Source organism: Collinsella sp. LCP19S3_A7, assembly GCF_052121995.1.
Taxonomy (GTDB): Bacteria; Actinomycetota; Coriobacteriia; order Coriobacteriales; family Coriobacteriaceae; genus Collinsella.
The window spans coordinates 16,042-34,134 of the sequence record NZ_JBQKDE010000020.1; the positions used below are offsets into that span (position 1 = coordinate 16,042).

The following is an 18,093-nucleotide window of genomic DNA, read 5'->3' on the forward strand; positions in this document are numbered from 1 at the left end:
TTCGTTCCCTCATTTCTGCTCAGGAATATTAGAATAATTTGATTTCTGAACAGATACTGAAAAATGGTGTACCATACTACAAGCTGATAGTTCGGTTGAATTTATTCCCGTTAAAATGGCATATCCAGTTATAACGATGCAATTATTTGAATAGGCATTCTAGCATCAGGGGAATATGTTGGGTGTGTTGCCCTAATTTTAGCGGGGGGGGGGGGGGGAGACACGTATCAATGCAAGGCTCGCACAGGATATCTGCGTTTAGAGATATCGATACGGACTGTTGCGAGGCTGGCTCCTCTCTTACATTGCAAGAAGATGGGCTTGTTCGTGCAAATCGTAACGGTGCAGATCGGCTGATCTCCAAGAGCGCATGCATAGATAGTCAAAAGTCCAGCGTAGCCACCACGAATGGCATTGCGACTGATTCCGAAGATCGCGTTACGGGTGTTGGATATCAAAGCGACGAGGAGACACTCGCTTCGGTATCAAGGCTCCAACGTCGCTACGGCTATCGCTTTGTTAAGCGTGCGTTCGACATTGCGTTCAGTCTGCTGGTTCTCGCCCTGTTCTGGTGGCTTTATGTCATAGTGGCCATTGCAATAAAAATTGATGACCCCAACGGTTCTGTTTTCTTTGTCCAAGAGCGTATGGGCAAGGAAGAGAAGCCCTTCAGGATGTACAAGTTCCGCTCTATGTACGCAGATGCCGAGGAGCGCCTGGCCGAGCTAAGGGACCTCAACGAGAAGGATGGTCCGGTCTTCAAGATCAAGGATGACCCACGCATCACCAAGGTAGGTCGGTTCATCAGGAAGACGAGCATCGACGAGCTGCCACAGTTCTTCAATGTGCTTCTTGGTAACATGAGCATTGTTGGTCCGCGTCCTGCACTGAAGAGGGAGACCGATCTCTACACGCCGCACCAGCGCGAGCGTCTCCTCGTCAAGCCGGGTATTACGTGCTATTGGCAGACGAGAATGAATCGTGATGAGATAGGCTTCGACGAGTGGGTTGACCTGGATTTGCTTTACATCAACCAGTGCAGCGCCTGGGCGGATTTCAAGCTCGTAATTCAGACCGTTGGGTGCGTTCTTACGGCACAAGGAAACTAAAATAACACTTGGCTTTGCGTGTTCGGCTATGAGGACTGTTGGGAATCGACTTGCGTATTGCGATGATTGGACATAAGCGCTTTGGCTCTCGAGAAGGTGGAGTCGAGGTTGTTGTCACCGAACTGGCTAGGAGGATGGCTGCTCTCGGCCACGAGGTTACCTGCTATGATCGATCGGGTTCCGATGTTATGACTGGTGATGCGGCCGAGACTCGTGAACGCATTGTAGATGGCGTCCGTGTCGTGCCAGTTAAGACCATCGATAAAAAGGGACTCGCCGCTGCGAGCGCTTCATACTATGCAACTAAGGCAGCAATTGCAGACAAGCCCGATGTTATTCACTTCCATGCAGAAGGGCCATGCACGTGTCTTCCTATGGCGCGTAGAGCAGGAATTCGTACCGTCGCAACCATCCATGGGCTTGACTGGCAGCGCGCCAAGTGGGGTAGGTTGGGCTCCGCGTATATTAAACATGGCGAAAAGGCTGCTGCCGAGAGTGCGGATGAGATTATTGTGCTCTCGCGTTCGGCGCAGGATTACTTCGAACAGACTTATAACCGAAGTACTGTTTTTATCCCCAACGGTATGAATCCTAAGGAATATCGACCAGTAGGTGAGATTGAGAAACGTTGGGGTTTGGAGAAGAACTCCTACATCCTCTTCCTGGGCAGGTTGGTGCCAGAAAAGCGCCCTGAGCTGCTCATTGATGCATTCAAGAGCATTAATACAACGAACAAGTGCCTTGTGATTGCTGGTGGCAGTTCGGATACCTCTGAGTATGTGCGGCAGCTCCATGAGCGGGCGAAAGGTGATTCTCGGATTCTCTTCACTGGCTTTGTGACTGGAAAGCCGCTGGCGGAGCTCTACTCTAATGCGTACTGTTACGTCTTGCCCTCTGATGTTGAAGGCATGCCAATGAGCTTACTTGAGGCAATGGCGTATGGTTGCGCCTGTGTAACCTCCGATATCTCCGAATGCTCCGATGTGCTTGCAGAGACTGGAGCTGTATTCACGCGTGGTGACGTAGCCGCTCTGCGGGAAGTGCTGACAGCTTTGCTCTCCAATCCTGCTTATGTGGCCAAACTTGGAGCCAAGGCGAAGGCTCGCTTGGAATCTGAATACGACTGGGATTCCGTCGTAGAAAGAACGCTTGGGGTCTATAAAGGGGTTATTGCATGAGAATTATTCTCGTCAACAAATTCCACTACATGAGGGGTGGCTCGGAGACCTACTACTTTGGCTTAGCTGAAGGACTGCGTCGTTTGGGCCACGAGGTCCATTTCTTTGCGATGCAGGATTCAAAAAACCTGTCGTGCGAGGATTCTGATCTATTCGTTTCCGCCAAGGACTACAACGGTCCTATCTCGATATCGCGGAAACTTAGCGAAGCCAGATCTCTCATTTACTCCAAAGAGTCTCTGGAGAAGTTCGAGCAACTGTGCGAGCGTGTGAAGCCCGACATCATCCACATGAACCTCGTGCACAGGCAAATCACACTTTCAATACTCGATGCACCTTATTTGGCGAAACATCGCGTTCCAGTGATCTTCACAAGCCACGATTACATCCTGGTGTGCCCGAATTACCTTATGCTAGATGGTTCGGGTGCAGTTTGTGAGGCGTGCTTGGGAGGCAACTTTGCCAACTGCCTGAAGCGAAGGTGCGTGAAGGGGTCTGCTGCCAAGAGTGCCGTGGCTATGTCTGAGGCTGACTGGTACAAAAGGCACCGCACATATTCCAAGATTGACCGCATCATCGCTCCCTCAGAGTTCATGCGTAGCAAGCTTATCCAAGGGGGCTTTCCGGAGCACCAGGTTGTACATCTGCGCAACTTTGCCAAGAACGAGACGCTCGAACAGGCGAGAAACACAGACGACAAGACTGATCGGAAGCATCCGTATATCCTCTTTTTCGGGCGGCTCTCAAAGGAGAAAGGCGTTGGTGTGCTCATAGATGCTTTTGAGCATACGTTGCCGCAACTGCCCGAAAACGTGAGGCTTGTGATTGCTGGAGAGGGTCCGGAGCGTGATGCTCTCATGTCAAAGTCAGACGACCATGTAGAGTTCGTCGGATTCAAACAGGGAGATGAGCTCGAAAAGCTCGTGTCTGGTGCGACTCTAGCATGTTGCCCCTCAATCTGTCGTGAGAACATGCCTTACTCGATTGTGGAGGCCTTGGCCGAAGGCACGCCCATAGTAGGAAGCCGTATTGGTGGCATTCCTGAGTCGGTCATCGAGGGCGAAACCGGTTGGCTTGCCGAACCGGGAGATATTTCATCGCTTTCCGAAGTGCTTGCGCATGCCATGAACACTGCTGCCGACGCATCTGTCTACCGCGCCATGCAGCAGCGATGCCGCTCTTATGTGTTAGAGAACTGCAATCAGTCCAAGTACATGGATAAGCTCAACGGCCTCTATCATGACCTCATGTCTCAGAAGAAGGAGTCCATATAACCATGGCAGAAAAGAAGCTTAATGGGACGGTAATTGTTACCTACCGCTGCAATGCGCGCTGCACCATGTGCAACCGCTACAAAGCGCCGAGCCGTCCCGATGAGGAGATTTCGCTCGAGACGATTAAAAAGCTTCCCAAGATGTACTTCACCAACATCACTGGTGGCGAGCCTTTCATTCGGGAGGATTTGCCTGACATCGTGCGGGAGCTTTACAAGAAGAGCGACCGCATCGTGATTTCCACGAACGGTTATTTTACCGATAGGATTATTGCTTTAGCTGAGGAGTTCCCTGAGGTTGGCATTCGCGTCTCCATTGAGGGACTTGAACAGACCAACAATGAAATTCGAGGGCTACCGGACGGCTTCAATCGTGGCTACAGCACCTTAAAGAAGCTTGTTGAGATGAAGCATCCTGATGTGGGCTTTGGCATGACGGTACAGGACCGCAATGCTCCAGACCTGGTTCCGCTTTACAAGCTCTCCAACGAGCTTGGGATGGAGTTCGCCACGGCCTCCCTCCATAACAGCTTCTACTTCGTGGAGGCAAAGAACATCATTCATGACCGCCCGATGGTGGCGAAGAATTTCGAGGACCTCATCAATGAGCTTCTAAGGTCTAACGAGCCCAAGAAGTGGTTTCGTGCATACTTCAACCATGGCCTCATCAACTATATTTACGGGCAACCGAGGTTGCTGCCATGTGATATGGCCTTTGATACGTTCTTTATCGATCCCTATGGGGACGTAATGCCTTGTAATGGGACCAAGGACAAGGAGGTCATGGGCAACCTCAATGTTCAGTCTTGGGATGAACTCTGGAGTTCCGAGCAGGCGGAGGCGGTACGTGCAAAGGTGCGCCACTGTGACCGAAACTGCTGGATGATCGGCTCCGTGTCGCCGGCCATGCATAAGTATATATGGAAGCCTGCGGCGTGGGTGGTTTCGCATAAGGCAAAGGCTTTCTTCAGTAGTCATCCCTACGACATGCATGAGCTGCCTATCGTGCGCGACTATGAGAATGGTAAAGTCACCAAGGAGCAGCTGGATGCGCTTTCCACCTGTGACATGACTGCAAAAGTCAATGACGGTCTCAGTGCAGCAAGCAAGGCTGAGGCTCATGTGTTCGAGACCAGCGAGGTTATCGACCACATGGAGATGGCAGTCAATAACGCCGAGACCGAGAGGCGCGCCGGCAAGTCTGGGGGGAAGTAGGATGCGGGTTCTGCTCCTCGGAGACATACATATGAACAATGGACCGTCCAATGTGCATCGAATGCTCGTCGCACATTGGCCTCAGGAAGACTCGATTGATTATGTTAGGAACCAGAGCAAGGCGGGATTCATCTGTGAAGGGCTTGCAAAAGGTATCCATGCAGATGTTGTCCTGTCTATGTGTATGAACACTGCACAAATACTGACCCATCGAATGTTGCACACGATAGGCAAAACCATCGTGTGCTTTAACCACGGATATGTGCCTTTTGAAAATAGAATGAATGATCTCGGCCATACAGAAAGATGGCTGGAATGGTACCGGTCGTCATTAAGGCAGGCTGAGTTGGTTGTAGCAAACTCAAAATCGCATGAAGATTTTGTGCTCAGCTATCAGCCGGAGTTAAAGGGCAAAACTACGAATATCCTCTTGGGCGTCGACCACTTTAAACAGATGGAGCGTTCTGCAAGAACTGATTCTGAGACGGTGATTGCGGTTGCTGGTGGTAACCGACTCATCAAAGGTAATGACGTGGTCCTTGAGGCCTGCAGAATTCTAAGAAGTCGTGGCACCAATGCCTTCTTAGATGTGTACGGCTCGATTTACGAGATTGATGATCCTAGGTGTACTGCCATCAAGACTCTACCGAGGAGTTTGGGCCGTGTCATGGGACAAGTCGACCATCGTAAATTTTTGGAAGGCCTCAATCGGAGTAGTCTCTTCGTGATGGACTCGCGACACGAGTCATTCGGGCTGAGCGCTCTTGATGCCCTGAGGGCCGGCTGCTCTGTGCTCATCTCAAGGGGGTGTGGCGTGCTCGAGGCACTCAACCCGAATGACTCTGACATCATTGAGGACTGTGAGGACGCCGAAGAGGTTGCCGATAAGATGGCCTATCTGTTGGAACACCCCAATGCCAAGAGGCTCTATGAGTCCATCAACTTCGATGAGATGAGCTGGGACACGCAGGTGGGCAAACTCCGAGACTTATGTGTAGCAGCTGCCGTACAGAGAGGCGGTACTCGATGAGCCATGACCTCGCAATTGTAGTTCTCGTCTACAATTCCGCTGGCGACGCTCGTGCCTGTGTGGACAGGTTGGTTTCTTTTGACAGAGACTGGCATGTGGTGGTCGTAGACAACTGCTCGCCCGACGGGTCATTTGAGGTCTTATCACGAGCCTATACTGGCATTCCTAATGTGGACGTAATCCAGACCGGCGAGAATCGGGGATACAGCGCTGGGAATAACTTTGGTATCCGTTACGCCATGCGTGTGTACGGCGTGGATACTGTCTCGATTATGAATCCAGATGTTCTCATGCCGAATGCGTCCGTTTTAGATTGTCTACTGCGGCTCCTATGGCTCTACGACGACTGTCTTGTCGTGGGCGGGCAACCTGTGAACCACCTAGAAGGTGACGAGGCATGCCCTTCCAGCTGGAGTTTGCCTACTGGCAGAGAGGTCGTTCTTAACCACTGTCTGCTCCATCGTTCGGTGCGATGCGATGCCATCAAGGTCACATATGGGGTCAGCCAGGTTGACTGCATAGTCGGCTGCTTCTTCGTGGCCAAGGCACAGCAGCTAGCCGGTCTAGGGCTCTTGGACGAGAACGTCTTCCTCTACAATGAGGAGAATATCCTGGGTATGAGGTGCCGCCGTGCGGGCTGGAAGCTGCTCGTGGATAAGGGGCAGGTCTATTACCACAACCACAGAAGCGCTGCTCATAAGAAAACTCTACTGCAGAGGATTGCGACTTCTCGGGATGGGTATTGCTCCAGGCGCTATCTTGTTGCCACGTTCTATTCGACTGCGCTGAGGTTCCCGCTCTGGTGCATGGAGGCGCTCAACGAGGCCATCATCTTCCTCGCTTGGCTGAGACACGACGCTTTCATGAAAAGGGCAGGTGACGAGTCTTGATCACCGTATTTACTCCCACGTACAACAGGGCGTACTCCTTGCCGCGCCTATTCGAGTCGCTTCAACGACAGACGTACCGTGACTTCGAGTGGGTCGTCGTCGACGATGGGTCAACTGATGACACGCGGGAGCTTTGCGAGAGGTTCGCACACGGTGCTACCTTTCCTATGCACTACTACTGGCAGAAGAACTCCGGCAAACACGTCGCCATTAACCTCGGCGCCAACGTCGCAGGGGGAGAGTGGTTCTTTATCCTGGATTCAGACGATTGGCTTCCCAAGAGGGGGCTCGAGGTGAGTGCTGGGTACATTGGGCAAATTGAGGATGACGACCGCTTCGCTGGCGTCGCAGGTCTCAGGGGCACCGACGAGGAAAATATTCTCTGGATTCGTGGGACCTCACCTGACAGCCTCACGTCTGACGGACGTAGGGCCCTTAATCAGGACCATGTTGATGCCACAAGTGCTGAATACCGTTATAAATTGAGAATCCCGGGAGACCGCGCGGAAGTCGTGAGAACTTCGCTCGTGCGCTCTAATCCGTTCCCCGTCTTCAAGGGAGAGCGTTTCATGAGTGAGGGGCTGCTCTGGCAGGCTCTCTCCGACGAGGGCAAACTTTTCCGGTGGTTCAACGCAATAACCTACTGTGGTGACTACCTCGATGATGGTCTTTCCAAGAATGTAGGCTTAGCATACGCCAACAGCCCGAAGGGGACGGCTTATTTCAAGAACCATATGCTCGGATCAAGGATTCCCTTTGCAAGGAAGCCACGCGAGACTGTGAGCTATATCCGCTACGGTCGTGCTGCTGGCGAGGGTATAGGCAACCTGTTTTACGCCTGCAAGAAGAAGTCGCTGTTCCTGCCCGCGCTACCCATCGCGCTGGTACGGCCGGTGAGGATAAATTAGGAGACTGTCTTGGTAACTAGCTTGAATGTGAGGAGGACGACGATGACGAGGGGGAGTCTGCTAAGTCCCGACCCGGCCGTGAGGGCGGCTGACCTGCTCCTGCTTTGCGTGGTCCTAGCCGAGGATGTGTTCGGTCTCATCGATGCGAACGCGATAAACGTTGCAGGTGTGCTCAACATCGACCTTGTATGGCAGGTTCTTCTACTCGGCGTTTCCATTGTCTTGTATCACAGGAGCAGGCGTCTGCCCTCGACGAAGACGAGTGCAGTGCAGGGAATTCTGTTTGGAACGCTCATCGTCATGTGTTTTGTGGCAGCATGGCGCTGCAATGTGCTGACGGGGCAGCCCTTCGTTCGTGGCATTCTGCCGCAACGCGGATTCATTGTCTGTATCCTTGCGGCAATTCTCCTCAGAAGACCGTTTAAGGCTGGGATGGTAGATGGTAGGAGGCTTCTTCGGGATCTCGTGGTACTTGGTTGCATAGCTTCTGTCTTGTATCTCCTCCAAGTCGTAGCCGGCTCCTCAGTCTCCTTCGTGCATGCAGCCTCGAACGAGCGTTACGGAGGCATCCGTCTCTACATTAACGGCGGTCTCTCCACCGTCTCGGGGATTGTCGGGTTCTGGCTATGCTTGCGTGATGGCGATTGGCGTGACATTGTTCCGACTGCACTTGCCCTCGCCGTCATCCTCTTTGTGAGCAAAGGTCGGCTCCAGCTCATTACGTATCTTGCCACGTTGTTCGGTCTTCTTCTTTTTTCAAAGGGGTTGGCGAGGGCCAAGGTTCTTGTACTTTGCTTTGGATTTCTCGCAATTATCCTCTTTGCGCAGACCGAAATGTTCAGCCAGGTAGTCGACAGCTTCATTAATGGACGAGTTGGAGGTAGCGAAGACACTTCCTCTATTCGTAAGGCAGGGCGCGAGTACTACGATTTCGTACTCGACTCGACGGATTCTACCATGGTTGGGGCGGGATATCCATCTACGCTCTATCCACCTGCTGCATCCATGGCGGGCTTTGACTATGGCTACTACCTCGTTGACAACGGCATTTTCGGCTTCCGTTACGTGTACGGAGGACTTGGTGTATCGCTTGTTGTCGCTTGTTTCATCAGTACCGTCTGGCGCTCTTGCAAGAACAGGACAGGGCACCTGCGGGACGTCCTTCTCGCGTTCCTGCTGTTTCTCGCACTGCCGGCGGTTAATCTGACATGGTGGTGGAATATCTCGGACTGGCAGATTCTGACTGCCATCTTTGTTGCTCTCGCCTGGCATCTTTCGGGTTCCTGGTGTGAGGGCTTCCGAGGTGGTGCCCGTGCGTAGGAAGTTCGACCTCAACGCCCCCTCGACTTCGATTAAGACGGCGTCCGTGGCACAGCTGGGCTCGAAGGTCATCAACGTCGTTGTGCAGCTCGTCATCACCATGGTGCTGGCAAGGCTGCTAACGCCCGCCGAGTACGGAACGGTAGCGGTCCTGTCTGCGTTCTCCGGGATATTCTCAATACTTGCAGATGCTGGAATTGCAACCGCCATCGTGCAGTCGCAAGATCTCGAGAATGCCGACTATGGTAGGCTTTTCTTCCTGAGTTTGGTTATTGGTATCGTTCTTACTGTCGGTTTCTGCGTCCTATCGGTGGGTGTGGCCTGGTTCTACGGTGATTCCATTTACATCCCGCTTGGTTGTCTTATGAGCCTTGCCATGCTATTCAACTCGCTCAATATGGTGCCGAACGGCATGATTATAAAGGAGAGAAAGTACAGCCTCATTGCTGTGAGACTTGTCGTGTGCACGATCTTTGTCGGCGCCGTCGCGATACTACTTGCCTTCCTTGGCTTCGGCTGCTACGCCATCGTGATGAATACGGTGCTTACATCTCTCTTCGTCCTTCTCTGGAACCTCGCAGGGACCCACCTCAGGATGAGTGTGGGCGATGTCCGTGGTGTGGTTCGCAAGGTGGGCAGCTTCTCTGCCTTCAACCTCGGATCAAGCCTCATAGGTTGGTTCGCAAACAACGCCGATTCCCTCATTGTCGGTAAGTTGTTCGGCGCGGAGGAGCTCGGTTACTATAACAAGGCATACAATCTCTATGCCTATCCGCTCAATATCTTGACGACACCCATCACGAGCACACTGCTCCCGTTTCTGGCGCCGCTGCAGGACGATAAGGACGCGCTGTATTGTAAGTTCGTGAGCATCTTTCGCCGTATCTCATTCCTGAGCGCTCTCTGTACCGCTTGGATGAACGTGTGCGCGGTCGAGGTTATTACCATTCTTTACGGAGAGACATGGGCGTCAGCGATACCACTCCTAACGATTCTCTCTTTTGCGGTCTACTCGCGTGGGATTAACGGATCATTCGCTGCCCTTCTCACGGCGAAAGGTAGGTCCGACCTTCTCATGCTGAGCACTGGCGTGAACACTGCCGTGACGGTTCTGATGATAGTCTTGGGTGGGGCTTTGGGCTCAGCTGAGTCCCTTGCTACCTGTGTGGCAATCGCATACAACCTCGAGATAATTATGCCGGTTCTGCTTTGCGCAAGGAAATGCTTGGACATGGGATTCTGGAGATTCTTTTCTAGGCTCGTTCCCGATACGATTGCGATCGTCGCTGTCATTGCGCTTGCCAGCCTTGTGCCCTGGGATATCCGGAATGTTTTTCTCTCCGCCATCATGAAAACAATTTACGTTGGAGGCGCTATGGTAGGAATCAGGGTTGCTTTGGGCGAGCTTCTCTGGCATGAGGGCATATCGACAATACTCCCGAGATGAGAGCTTGAACTACGAGGATGATGTTGAATGATGGTGCAAGGTGGCCAAATTGAGGAAGAGCACCTTGGATGGCATAGCCTGACGCCCCGGTATACGCGTAAGGAGCATTTCATTATCGTTGATTCCGAGATTGCACCTCTGAAGGCTATGGTTGGTTATGGTTGGTGTTGTCTGAAAAAAAGTGATTCTATGCCTTGGGTGCAAGGACTTTGATTTGGTGCCGGGGATAGTAATTGCGCCTTCCTGAGGATTGTACACGCGAGGTGTAGCGAGGGAGTCTTCGAGAGACGTGTGTCACTTGCGATAGAGACATCGGCACGCTCGTGGGGACGGAAGACCGCCTTGAGCTGACGGAATCCATGCTTTCCGCGTCGATGTGCGTCTGGGCGAATGGAGCAAAGGAATCCACGGTTGCTCCACGGTGTGAGTACACCTGGGATGTTGTGGCAAAAATCATCACAGCGGTAATCAAGTATGACGTGGCTGACATAGTGCCTTAGCACGTTCGGTGTGAGATGCAGGAAGGGAAGGAGCGTGGGATGCGGAAACAGTTGCTAGCATTTGTTAATGGGAGCCCAAATGAAGCGAGTACGTGGTCCAACGTGCCGTTCATGTTCCTTACTGCGCTTAGGAGGGTAAAGCCAGACATCGATGTGCTCACTTGCGATATCAGGCTAGAGGACTCCTCGCTCATCATTTCGCTTCTGAGCAGGCTCTGGAACCACTTGCTGACCCCGAGGCTGGGACCGCTCTACACTTTCGACAGAACGGATTTCTACCATTCTCTGGTACGCCGGAGAATGTGTGCCGCCGAGCAAGATCTCTCGGGAGGAGGTGCTCTACTAACGTTTGACTTCAGCAATCCCGCACCGATGATGGATGGCTATAAAGTGTGTCTACTGTGCGATTGGACCATCGATTACGAGATACGCGAACATCAGCGCAGACGGCCAACCAGGTGGGAAGATGACCTCATTCGCCGCCAGAAGGATTTGATTTCTGAAGTCGATGAGGTTACTGTGCTCTTCCCCTATTCTGCCCGTCTCATTCGGGAGGCCTGCGAGGATGCAAACGTGAGCTACCTCGGGCTACCTGCCAATCTGCCGGAGGGGGTTAGTCCGAACTTTAGCAGGGGAGACTCGAACAGAATTGTCTTCGTTGGCAAGCCAGCGTACGAGGGGAGTCTCCGAACGATCTCTCATGGTCTCACTCTCTACAACCAAACGCATCCCCAACGAAGGCTTCGGCCCGACGTGATTGGGATGGATGGATGCGATGGGGTGGATGACTCATGTGTGAGTTTCCTCGGGTATCTCCGTAAGAATGTGGACGAGGAGTGCAGTCTATATTATTCGACTGTGAGAAATGCGCTAGCCCTAGTTTCAATCTCCGAAGTCTGGGTCGGTGCCTCGTCAGTCGTTGAGACCATGGCATTGGGTACACCGGTTGTGATTTCGCCAAACCGTGAGCTTAGCGAGATGCTGCCATGCACTGGATGGGGCTATTGGTGCCCTGCTAATCCGTTTGACTTTAATCGGTGTCTAGAATCCCTTACCTCTCTTTCGTCGGACGATCTTGAAAGAATGTGCCGCAAGTCGTATGAGGTGGCAGAGGGGTGTAGTTGGGATGCTTTTATCAGCAAATGGTGCAATGTCGTCGGACTATAGAAATGAGTTTCTGAGGGTGTCTTAGATGCGTCTTAATAGGGAAAATAATCGCCGAGTTATGTCTCTCGAGACTTCCAAGGTCTCATCCCAGCGCAACTCGTCTATTGAACTTCTGCGAATCATCTCCATGTTCATTATACTTGCGCACCACTTCGCCGTACACAACTCCTACGACTACACCCAGATGGCAGTGGGACTTACACGGTTCCTCATTCAGGCCTTTCTCGAGAGTGGCGGTAAGGTTGGCGTTGTTATCTTCTTTACAATCTCGGCATGGTTCCTGTGCGAGCAAAGGCAGACCGTACGGGGATGCTTTCGACGCGTGTGGTTTCTCGAGAAGGAGGTCCTTTTCTATAGTATCCTTATGGCAGCCATTTGTCTTGCTATGGGGTTGGTCGGCCCGAGGCTTGCCGTGAGGAGCCTATTTCCCCTTACCCTTGAAGTTTGGTGGTATCCGACTGCCTACGCCACCTTCCTACTCTTCCTTCCCTTTCTCGAAAGGGGTCTAATAGCAGTTGGGCGCACGTCACACCTTGCTCTATGCGGCATCCTTCTCTTCCTCTATGGAATTCTGTCATTTCTCCCGGATGCGCAAATGGTCAGTGGTGTCTATGGCTTGGTCTACCTCTTCGTTCTGATTTCTGCATATCGATGGTATCTGGAGGACTCCCATCCTCTGACGCCTATTCCCATGATTGTTGCGGGAACCGGGATGATTATCGCCTACGCGGCTTTTGCGCTGATCGCATTCCAGTTCCGCGGGACCCAGATTGGCATACCGCAGGGGGATGTACTCACCCGCGAGATGAGACTCCCCGCCGTGCTCATAGGGATTGGTCTCTTCCTGCTTTTCAAGCGAAGGGACTTTCGGAGTAGAATTGTGAACATATGTGCAAGTGGTGCATTCTCGGTTTACCTCATCACAGACTATCCTGCAATTCAAAAAGTCATTTGGAGTGGGCCAATGGACTTGCGGGCGATAGGTGACATGGTTGCAGGTCCGGCTTGGGCTTTCAGTGTTTTGTTGGTGATCTACGTGGCGTGCACTGCATTCGATCTTCTAAGGAGTCGTATTTTTCGGTTTACTGTCGACCGAATTTGGGACAAACTGTTCCAAATACTGTGGGCCAAGATCTGCGGGATATTCCAAAAGATTTTTGTTCGCTTAGGATGATGAAGGCGCGGAGGCCAGAACGACATCTCTGGGTGTTTGAATTATCGCTCTCTGCTATTGAGGTTAAATTCCAAATATTCGGCATGCTACCTTTAATATCAATTCGTCGTCCGATTGACCTCATTCGACCCATTCGGTTTCTCGAAAGTGCTCTTCCAATTGAGATCACTTTTGACGTCTAATATTTGTTTGATTGCACGTAATTGGTATTTCTCAAAAGGGGCTAGCACGCGAATGAACACAGACGCGCCTTCGATAGGCAGCCAGGGCAGACGTATTGAGTCGTTAACCGGTGCTAGGTTTCTAGCAATCATGGTTATTGTTTTTAGCCATTTTGAGTTTCTGAAGGAATATGGTACTTTTGGGCAGACTTATTGGAACTGGTGGCATAACCCAACAATGGGTGTAGATTTCTTCTTTATGTTGTCCGGTTTCGGCATGATGCTAAGTAGTATCAGCAGAGACCCTTCAGGAACTAGACCAGTCGGTGGGCTGCGTGAATCTTTGAAGTTTGGTGTTTGTCATGTGAAGAAAATCTATCCGATTTACTTCACAATGTTGTTGGTTGGAATACCGTACGAGCTACTCTCTGGATTGCTTGGAGCCGTCAGCAATGTGTCCAAGGAGATTGGAAGGTGCTTCATCTGCTTCCTGTTGGATTTGACACTCATGCAAGCGGCTACCGGGCGGATGGCAATCAGTCATTCTCTGAACGGTGTCAGTTGGTTTCTTTCATCAATATTCTGTATCTATTTGGTAAGCCCGTTCATCATGCAATGGCTCAAACGTCATGTAAAGACAATACGAGTGGGAATGATTAGTCTGGCGCTCTGCATCATGCTTGCGTTTCTGCTAGCTATTCTTTTTTCAGATATTGATAATAAAGTATGGTTATTCGATGATCTTTGCTATGGCTCTCCTTACCGTAGAGTTTTCTATGTAGTGTCAGGAATGTTGTTGGCGCAGATTTATTCTATACAACGGCATGAACAGCACGAACAATTTCATCGTGTATCTGTGTTTTTTTCCTCCGGCGCTTTTGAATACATCTCCATAGCAATTTCAATGATTTGGTTCTTCTGGAGAAATTTGGTCTCTGATACATATTATATCTACATTATTGACATGACTGTAGTTGCATGCGATTTATTCTCAATGGCCATATGTAAAGGAAAAATATCGCTTTTTCTCGAAAAGAAGCCAATGGTATATCTTGGTAATCTATCTATGTACATCTTCATTACGCATTATCTGATTAGATTTTATGTGGATTTTTTTGTAAAAGTGACTGGGATAGGATCACTTCCAATTGCTATTGGTGAAGTAGCTCTCATCTTGTTTCTGACGTTTTTCATTGCAGCATGGCTGAAAAAGAAGAGTGGAAAACTTGCATACTTTTACTATTTTACAAGCATTGTCCGAAATATTAGAACACTATGGAGCTCTTGGTAGTCTCTGTGGGTAGGGGTCCTCTTAGGTTGACTCGTTATTACTGGGCTTTTCCAGGCTACTCGGAAACTGGGGCTTGCGTTTCGAGTGTTTCAATATCAGCATCGCCACGAGGTTGCGTGCGTTGCGGAAGGGTAGTGTTGGAAAAGTTGGTGTAGAGGCCTCCCCGTAGGTTCTCGGCCATCACCTTGAATCGTCAATCTGCGCCCATCCTACGCCGCCTCCATCTCGTCCGCAGGCTCGAGGCTGGCGTCGACCGACCTCTTCGCCACCAGGCGCCACTCGCTTGTGTTTGATAACCTCTGAGTTGCGGATTTGAGCGTCGGGCACTTTCGGGTCTGAGCAAGAAAAACTTTCGGATGTATTCGCTAATGTAGGAGTCGACGGAACGCTCAGCAGGTTTTCGACACTTCGCTCATGGGCATGCTGACCACCCCGCAAGGGGCAGGCTTTGTCGTGCATCGGTTGCGACAAGGGAGGCCCAGGAGGAATGACCGGCATGGACAGAGTCGATTCCATGCGAAGGAAGTACTGTGTTATGTCAATAGTTCTTGAGCGAATATCGCATCGGGATTTGAGCGGATTTCTCACTTGACTTGGGCGGGCCCTGCGCAATTCTCGCGGGGCCCGCCCTCCGCCGCTTCGGGCGCGGCCGCCGGACCGCCTACTCCGCGCCGCCCCCGTCCGGGGACATCAGCGCGTGCCTCACGCGGTAGGACTCGCCCCTGAACTGGAGGAGCCTGCCGTGGTGGACGACGCGGTCGATCACGGCCGCGGCCATCTGGTCGTCGCCGAAGACGGACCCCCACCTCGAGAACTCCAGGTTGGTCGTGAAGACGACGGACTGCGTCTCGTAGGCCTGCGAGACCACCTGGAAGAGCAGCCTGGCCCCGTCGACGGATCGCGTGCCGAATGTTGGTGTAAGGGGCCGCTTCCCTGGCCGTAGAAAGCAGGAAGCGGTTATCGCCTAGAATCTTAATTGCTGAAGTTAGGATTCGTGGAAAGGCAATAACCGCATATGGATAAGATACACGAGATTGCGGGCGACGGCGCCCTGATGCCGAGATTCGACGACGGCATGGTGAACATGACGGAGCTGATCAGGGTGATGGCCGAGTCGCTCGTCAACGAGATCATGGACGCCCAGGCCGACGAGGCGTGCGAGAGCGGCAACCAGCGCAACGGCTACCGCGAGCGCAGACTCGTCACCAGCGTGGGCACCATCAACCTCAGAATCCCGAAGCTGCGCGCCGGCAGTTACTTTCCCGAGGACCTCATCGAGCGGTACTCGCGCGTGGACCGCGCGGTCATCGCCGCGGTCTCCGAGATGGTGACAAACGGCGTGTCCACCAGGAAGGTGAAGCGCGTGGCGCAGTCCATGGGCATAGACCGCATGAGCGCCAGCCAGGTGTCGAGGATATGCTCGTCGCTGGACGAGTCGGTCGCCGACCTGCGGGGACGCGACCTGTCAGACGTCAGCTACCCCTACATCTGGCTCGACGCCACCTACATCAAGTGCAGGGACGCCGGCCGCGTGCAGTCCACCGCGCTCGTGACCGCCATCGGCGCCGGCTCGGGCGGCTACAGGCGCCTGCTCGGCCTCGACGCCATCGACACAGAGTCCTACGACGGCTGGAGGGCGTTCCTCCTCTCGCTGCGGGCGCGCGGGGTCGATGGCGTCATCTGCGTCACCAGCGATGCGCACGAGGGCCTCAAGCGCGCGATCCAGGAGGTCTTCCCCGGCGCCGCCTGGCAGAGATGCATCGTGCACCTGATGCGCAACGCCGCCGGCAACGCGCCGACCAGGCAGAAGAGGGGCGCCGTGCTCGGCATCCTGAAGGCCGTGTTCGCCGAGCGCGACCCCGAGCTCGTGCGCGAGCTCTACCAGCTCGCCATCGAGCAGATCGAGGGGTTCTGCCCCAAGGCGGCTGAGGTGCTCGAGGAGGCCGAGGCCGACGCGCTGGCGTACCTCGACTTCCCCTACGAGCACCACGTCAGGCGGCGCACCAACAACGTTCAGGAGCGCGCCAACCGCGAGCTCAAGCGCCGCAGCCGCGTCGTCCAGGTGTTCCCGAGCAGGAAGTCGCTCATCAGGATGATGGGAGCGGTGTTCTCCGAGATGGACGAGGACTGGGCGGGCCGCCGCTGGTTCAACGACGACTCCATCGGCAGGGCCGTGGAGGGCGCCAAGGTGAACGCGCCCGCGCCCGCCTACGAGGGCACCGCCGCCGAGCATGCGGCCAGGATAATTGCGCTCGTGGTGGCCGACAACCCGATTCCCGGCAGGAAGGCGGCGTAGCATGCGCTAGAATGACGGCATTCTAGGTGATTCTCGGCTCCTCGGGCAGCTTGCGGCTACCCTCGAAAACCGAGCTCTACACCAACATTCGGGACACTACCCGTCGACGTCGAGCGGGAGGAACCCGAGCTCGTCGACGACCAGCAGCTCGGCACGGCCGACCTGGGCGAGCTCGCGGTCGAGCCTGCCCTCGTCGCGGGCCCGGCGCAGCCTGCCGACGAGCGAGGAGGCGGTGAAGAAGCGCGCGGGCCGCGCCGACTGGCACGCCAGCACGCAGAGCGCCTCGGCCATGTGGGTCTTGCCCGTGCCGACGTCGCCCATGAGCACGAGGTCCTCGCGGCCGCCCAGGAACGACAGCGAGAGCAGGTCGTCCCTGCCGAAGCCGTCCGGCCAGGACACGCACGACCAGTCGTAGCCCTCGAAGGTCTTGGCCTGCGGCAGGGCGCACCTCCTCAGGAGCTGCGCCCTCTTCGAGGCGTCCCTGCTCGCGCCCTCGGCCTCGAGGTAGCCGAGGAGGTACTCGACCTGCCTGGGCGTGCCCCTCCTGGCCCACTCCGCGAGCACGGACTTCGTGAGCGAGCACCTCTTGCCGGCCTCCACGACCGCGTCCGCCACGCTCGCGCTACTCTGCATCCCGCGCCGCCTCCCCGAGGAAGCCGTCGTAGACGGCGAGGTCGGCCTGCCCCGGCTCGGGGCCGCCCGCGGCCACGCGCCTCGCGAGCGCGTCGCAGGACGCGTCGTCCGGGACCCTGCCGCCCGCGAAGATCTTCGCGGGCGCCTCGCAGGCGGCGCCGAAGCCGGAGTGCTCGGACGCCCTCCCTATCGCCCTGAGGGCCTTCCTCCTCCCGGCCTTGTCGCAGCGGTCGAGCTCTCCCACGAGCGCCCCGGGCATGTCGCGCCTGATGGTCGACTCCCCGAAGGCCCTCGGCCTCGCCACCAGCGCCGGGATCAGCGACGCCGGGTTCCTCACGGTCTCGCCCTCACCGAAGCTGCGCGCGAGCGTGGCGACGCGCCTGCCCCGGTCTGTATTCCGTAACATCTAAATCGACAAAAACGGCAGCATAAAGTCGACACTTCCCGCAAGGGGCATGCTGACCAGATCGCAGGGCTATCTTGGTGGTGCTTCGTATCTAC

The 18,093-nt window shown here is 54.0% G+C and carries 16 protein-coding genes; 13 read left to right on the top strand and 3 right to left on the bottom strand.

Annotated elements, in window-relative coordinates:
- Positions 1-230: 230 nt before the first annotated feature.
- The 12 genes from ACTQV3_RS08270 to ACTQV3_RS08325 all read left to right on the top strand — a co-directional run bounded on the left by ACTQV3_RS08270 (position 231) and on the right by ACTQV3_RS08325 (position 14,663).
- Positions 231-1,109, top strand: a complete 879-nt coding sequence (locus ACTQV3_RS08270; protein ID WP_441069185.1) for a sugar transferase — start codon at positions 231-233, stop codon at positions 1,107-1,109.
- A gap of 50 nt (positions 1,110-1,159) precedes the next feature.
- Positions 1,160-2,287, top strand: a complete 1,128-nt coding sequence (locus ACTQV3_RS08275; RefSeq protein WP_441568622.1) for a glycosyltransferase family 4 protein — start codon at positions 1,160-1,162, stop codon at positions 2,285-2,287.
- Positions 2,284-3,561: a glycosyltransferase family 4 protein gene (locus tag ACTQV3_RS08280; protein WP_441069182.1), complete on the top strand. Its 1,278-nt coding sequence runs from the start codon at positions 2,284-2,286 to the stop codon at positions 3,559-3,561. Before ACTQV3_RS08275 ends, ACTQV3_RS08280 begins: the two co-directional genes overlap by 4 nt.
- Positions 3,562-3,563: 2 nt before the next feature.
- Positions 3,564-4,775 (top strand): radical SAM protein, encoded by a 1,212-nt coding sequence (locus ACTQV3_RS08285; protein ID WP_441069180.1) that lies wholly within the window; start codon positions 3,564-3,566, stop codon positions 4,773-4,775.
- A 31-nt stretch (positions 4,776-4,806) separates the two neighbouring features.
- A complete protein-coding gene (locus tag ACTQV3_RS08290; protein WP_441069178.1) occupies positions 4,807-5,805 on the top strand; it encodes a glycosyltransferase family 4 protein in 999 nt (332 codons plus the stop codon).
- Positions 5,802-6,695, top strand: coding sequence for a glycosyltransferase family 2 protein (locus ACTQV3_RS08295; RefSeq protein WP_441069176.1), 894 nt, complete (start codon positions 5,802-5,804; stop codon positions 6,693-6,695). Before ACTQV3_RS08290 ends, ACTQV3_RS08295 begins: the two co-directional genes overlap by 4 nt.
- Complete coding sequence (locus tag ACTQV3_RS08300) at positions 6,692-7,603, top strand: glycosyltransferase family 2 protein (RefSeq protein WP_441069174.1); 912 nt, start codon at positions 6,692-6,694, stop codon at positions 7,601-7,603. Before ACTQV3_RS08295 ends, ACTQV3_RS08300 begins: the two co-directional genes overlap by 4 nt.
- Positions 7,604-7,612: 9 nt before the next feature.
- Positions 7,613-8,923, top strand: coding sequence for a hypothetical protein (locus ACTQV3_RS08305; RefSeq protein WP_441069172.1), 1,311 nt, complete (start codon positions 7,613-7,615; stop codon positions 8,921-8,923).
- Positions 8,916-10,370 (top strand): lipopolysaccharide biosynthesis protein, encoded by a 1,455-nt coding sequence (locus ACTQV3_RS08310; RefSeq protein WP_441069170.1) that lies wholly within the window; start codon positions 8,916-8,918, stop codon positions 10,368-10,370. The genes ACTQV3_RS08305 and ACTQV3_RS08310 overlap by 8 nt, the downstream gene beginning before the upstream one ends.
- 539 nt (positions 10,371-10,909) lie before the next feature.
- The gene (locus ACTQV3_RS08315; protein ID WP_441069168.1) at positions 10,910-12,037 is read left to right on the top strand and encodes a hypothetical protein; all 1,128 of its coding nucleotides are present in this window, start codon (positions 10,910-10,912) and stop codon (positions 12,035-12,037) included.
- A gap of 25 nt (positions 12,038-12,062) precedes the next feature.
- Positions 12,063-13,211: an acyltransferase family protein gene (locus tag ACTQV3_RS08320; protein WP_441549833.1), complete on the top strand. Its 1,149-nt coding sequence runs from the start codon at positions 12,063-12,065 to the stop codon at positions 13,209-13,211.
- 234 nt (positions 13,212-13,445) lie between these two features.
- Positions 13,446-14,663, top strand: coding sequence for an acyltransferase family protein (locus ACTQV3_RS08325; protein ID WP_441069164.1), 1,218 nt, complete (start codon positions 13,446-13,448; stop codon positions 14,661-14,663).
- 661 nt (positions 14,664-15,324) lie between these two features.
- Here ACTQV3_RS08325 and ACTQV3_RS08330 read toward each other — a convergent pair.
- Positions 15,325-15,624, bottom strand: coding sequence for an ATP-binding protein (locus ACTQV3_RS08330; protein ID WP_441536128.1), 300 nt, complete (start codon positions 15,622-15,624; stop codon positions 15,325-15,327).
- A 54-nt stretch (positions 15,625-15,678) separates the two neighbouring features.
- Between ACTQV3_RS08330 and ACTQV3_RS08335 the strand changes: the two genes are divergently transcribed.
- Positions 15,679-16,959 carry an IS256 family transposase gene (locus tag ACTQV3_RS08335; RefSeq protein ID WP_441069163.1) on the top strand — a complete coding sequence of 427 codons (1,281 nt, stop codon included), beginning with the start codon at positions 15,679-15,681 and terminating at the stop codon, positions 16,957-16,959.
- 96 nt (positions 16,960-17,055) lie between these two features.
- Here the strand turns inward: ACTQV3_RS08335 and ACTQV3_RS08340 are convergent, their stop codons facing one another.
- Together ACTQV3_RS08340 and ACTQV3_RS08345 are read right to left on the bottom strand one after the other, a co-directional pair.
- Positions 17,056-17,592 carry an ATP-binding protein gene (locus tag ACTQV3_RS08340; RefSeq protein WP_441069161.1) on the bottom strand — a complete coding sequence of 179 codons (537 nt, stop codon included), beginning with the start codon at positions 17,590-17,592 and terminating at the stop codon, positions 17,056-17,058.
- Entirely contained in the window at positions 17,582-17,929 is a 348-nt protein-coding gene (locus ACTQV3_RS08345) for a hypothetical protein (protein WP_441069159.1), read from the bottom strand. Before ACTQV3_RS08345 ends, ACTQV3_RS08340 begins: the two co-directional genes overlap by 11 nt.
- Positions 17,930-18,093: the final 164 nt, after the last annotated feature.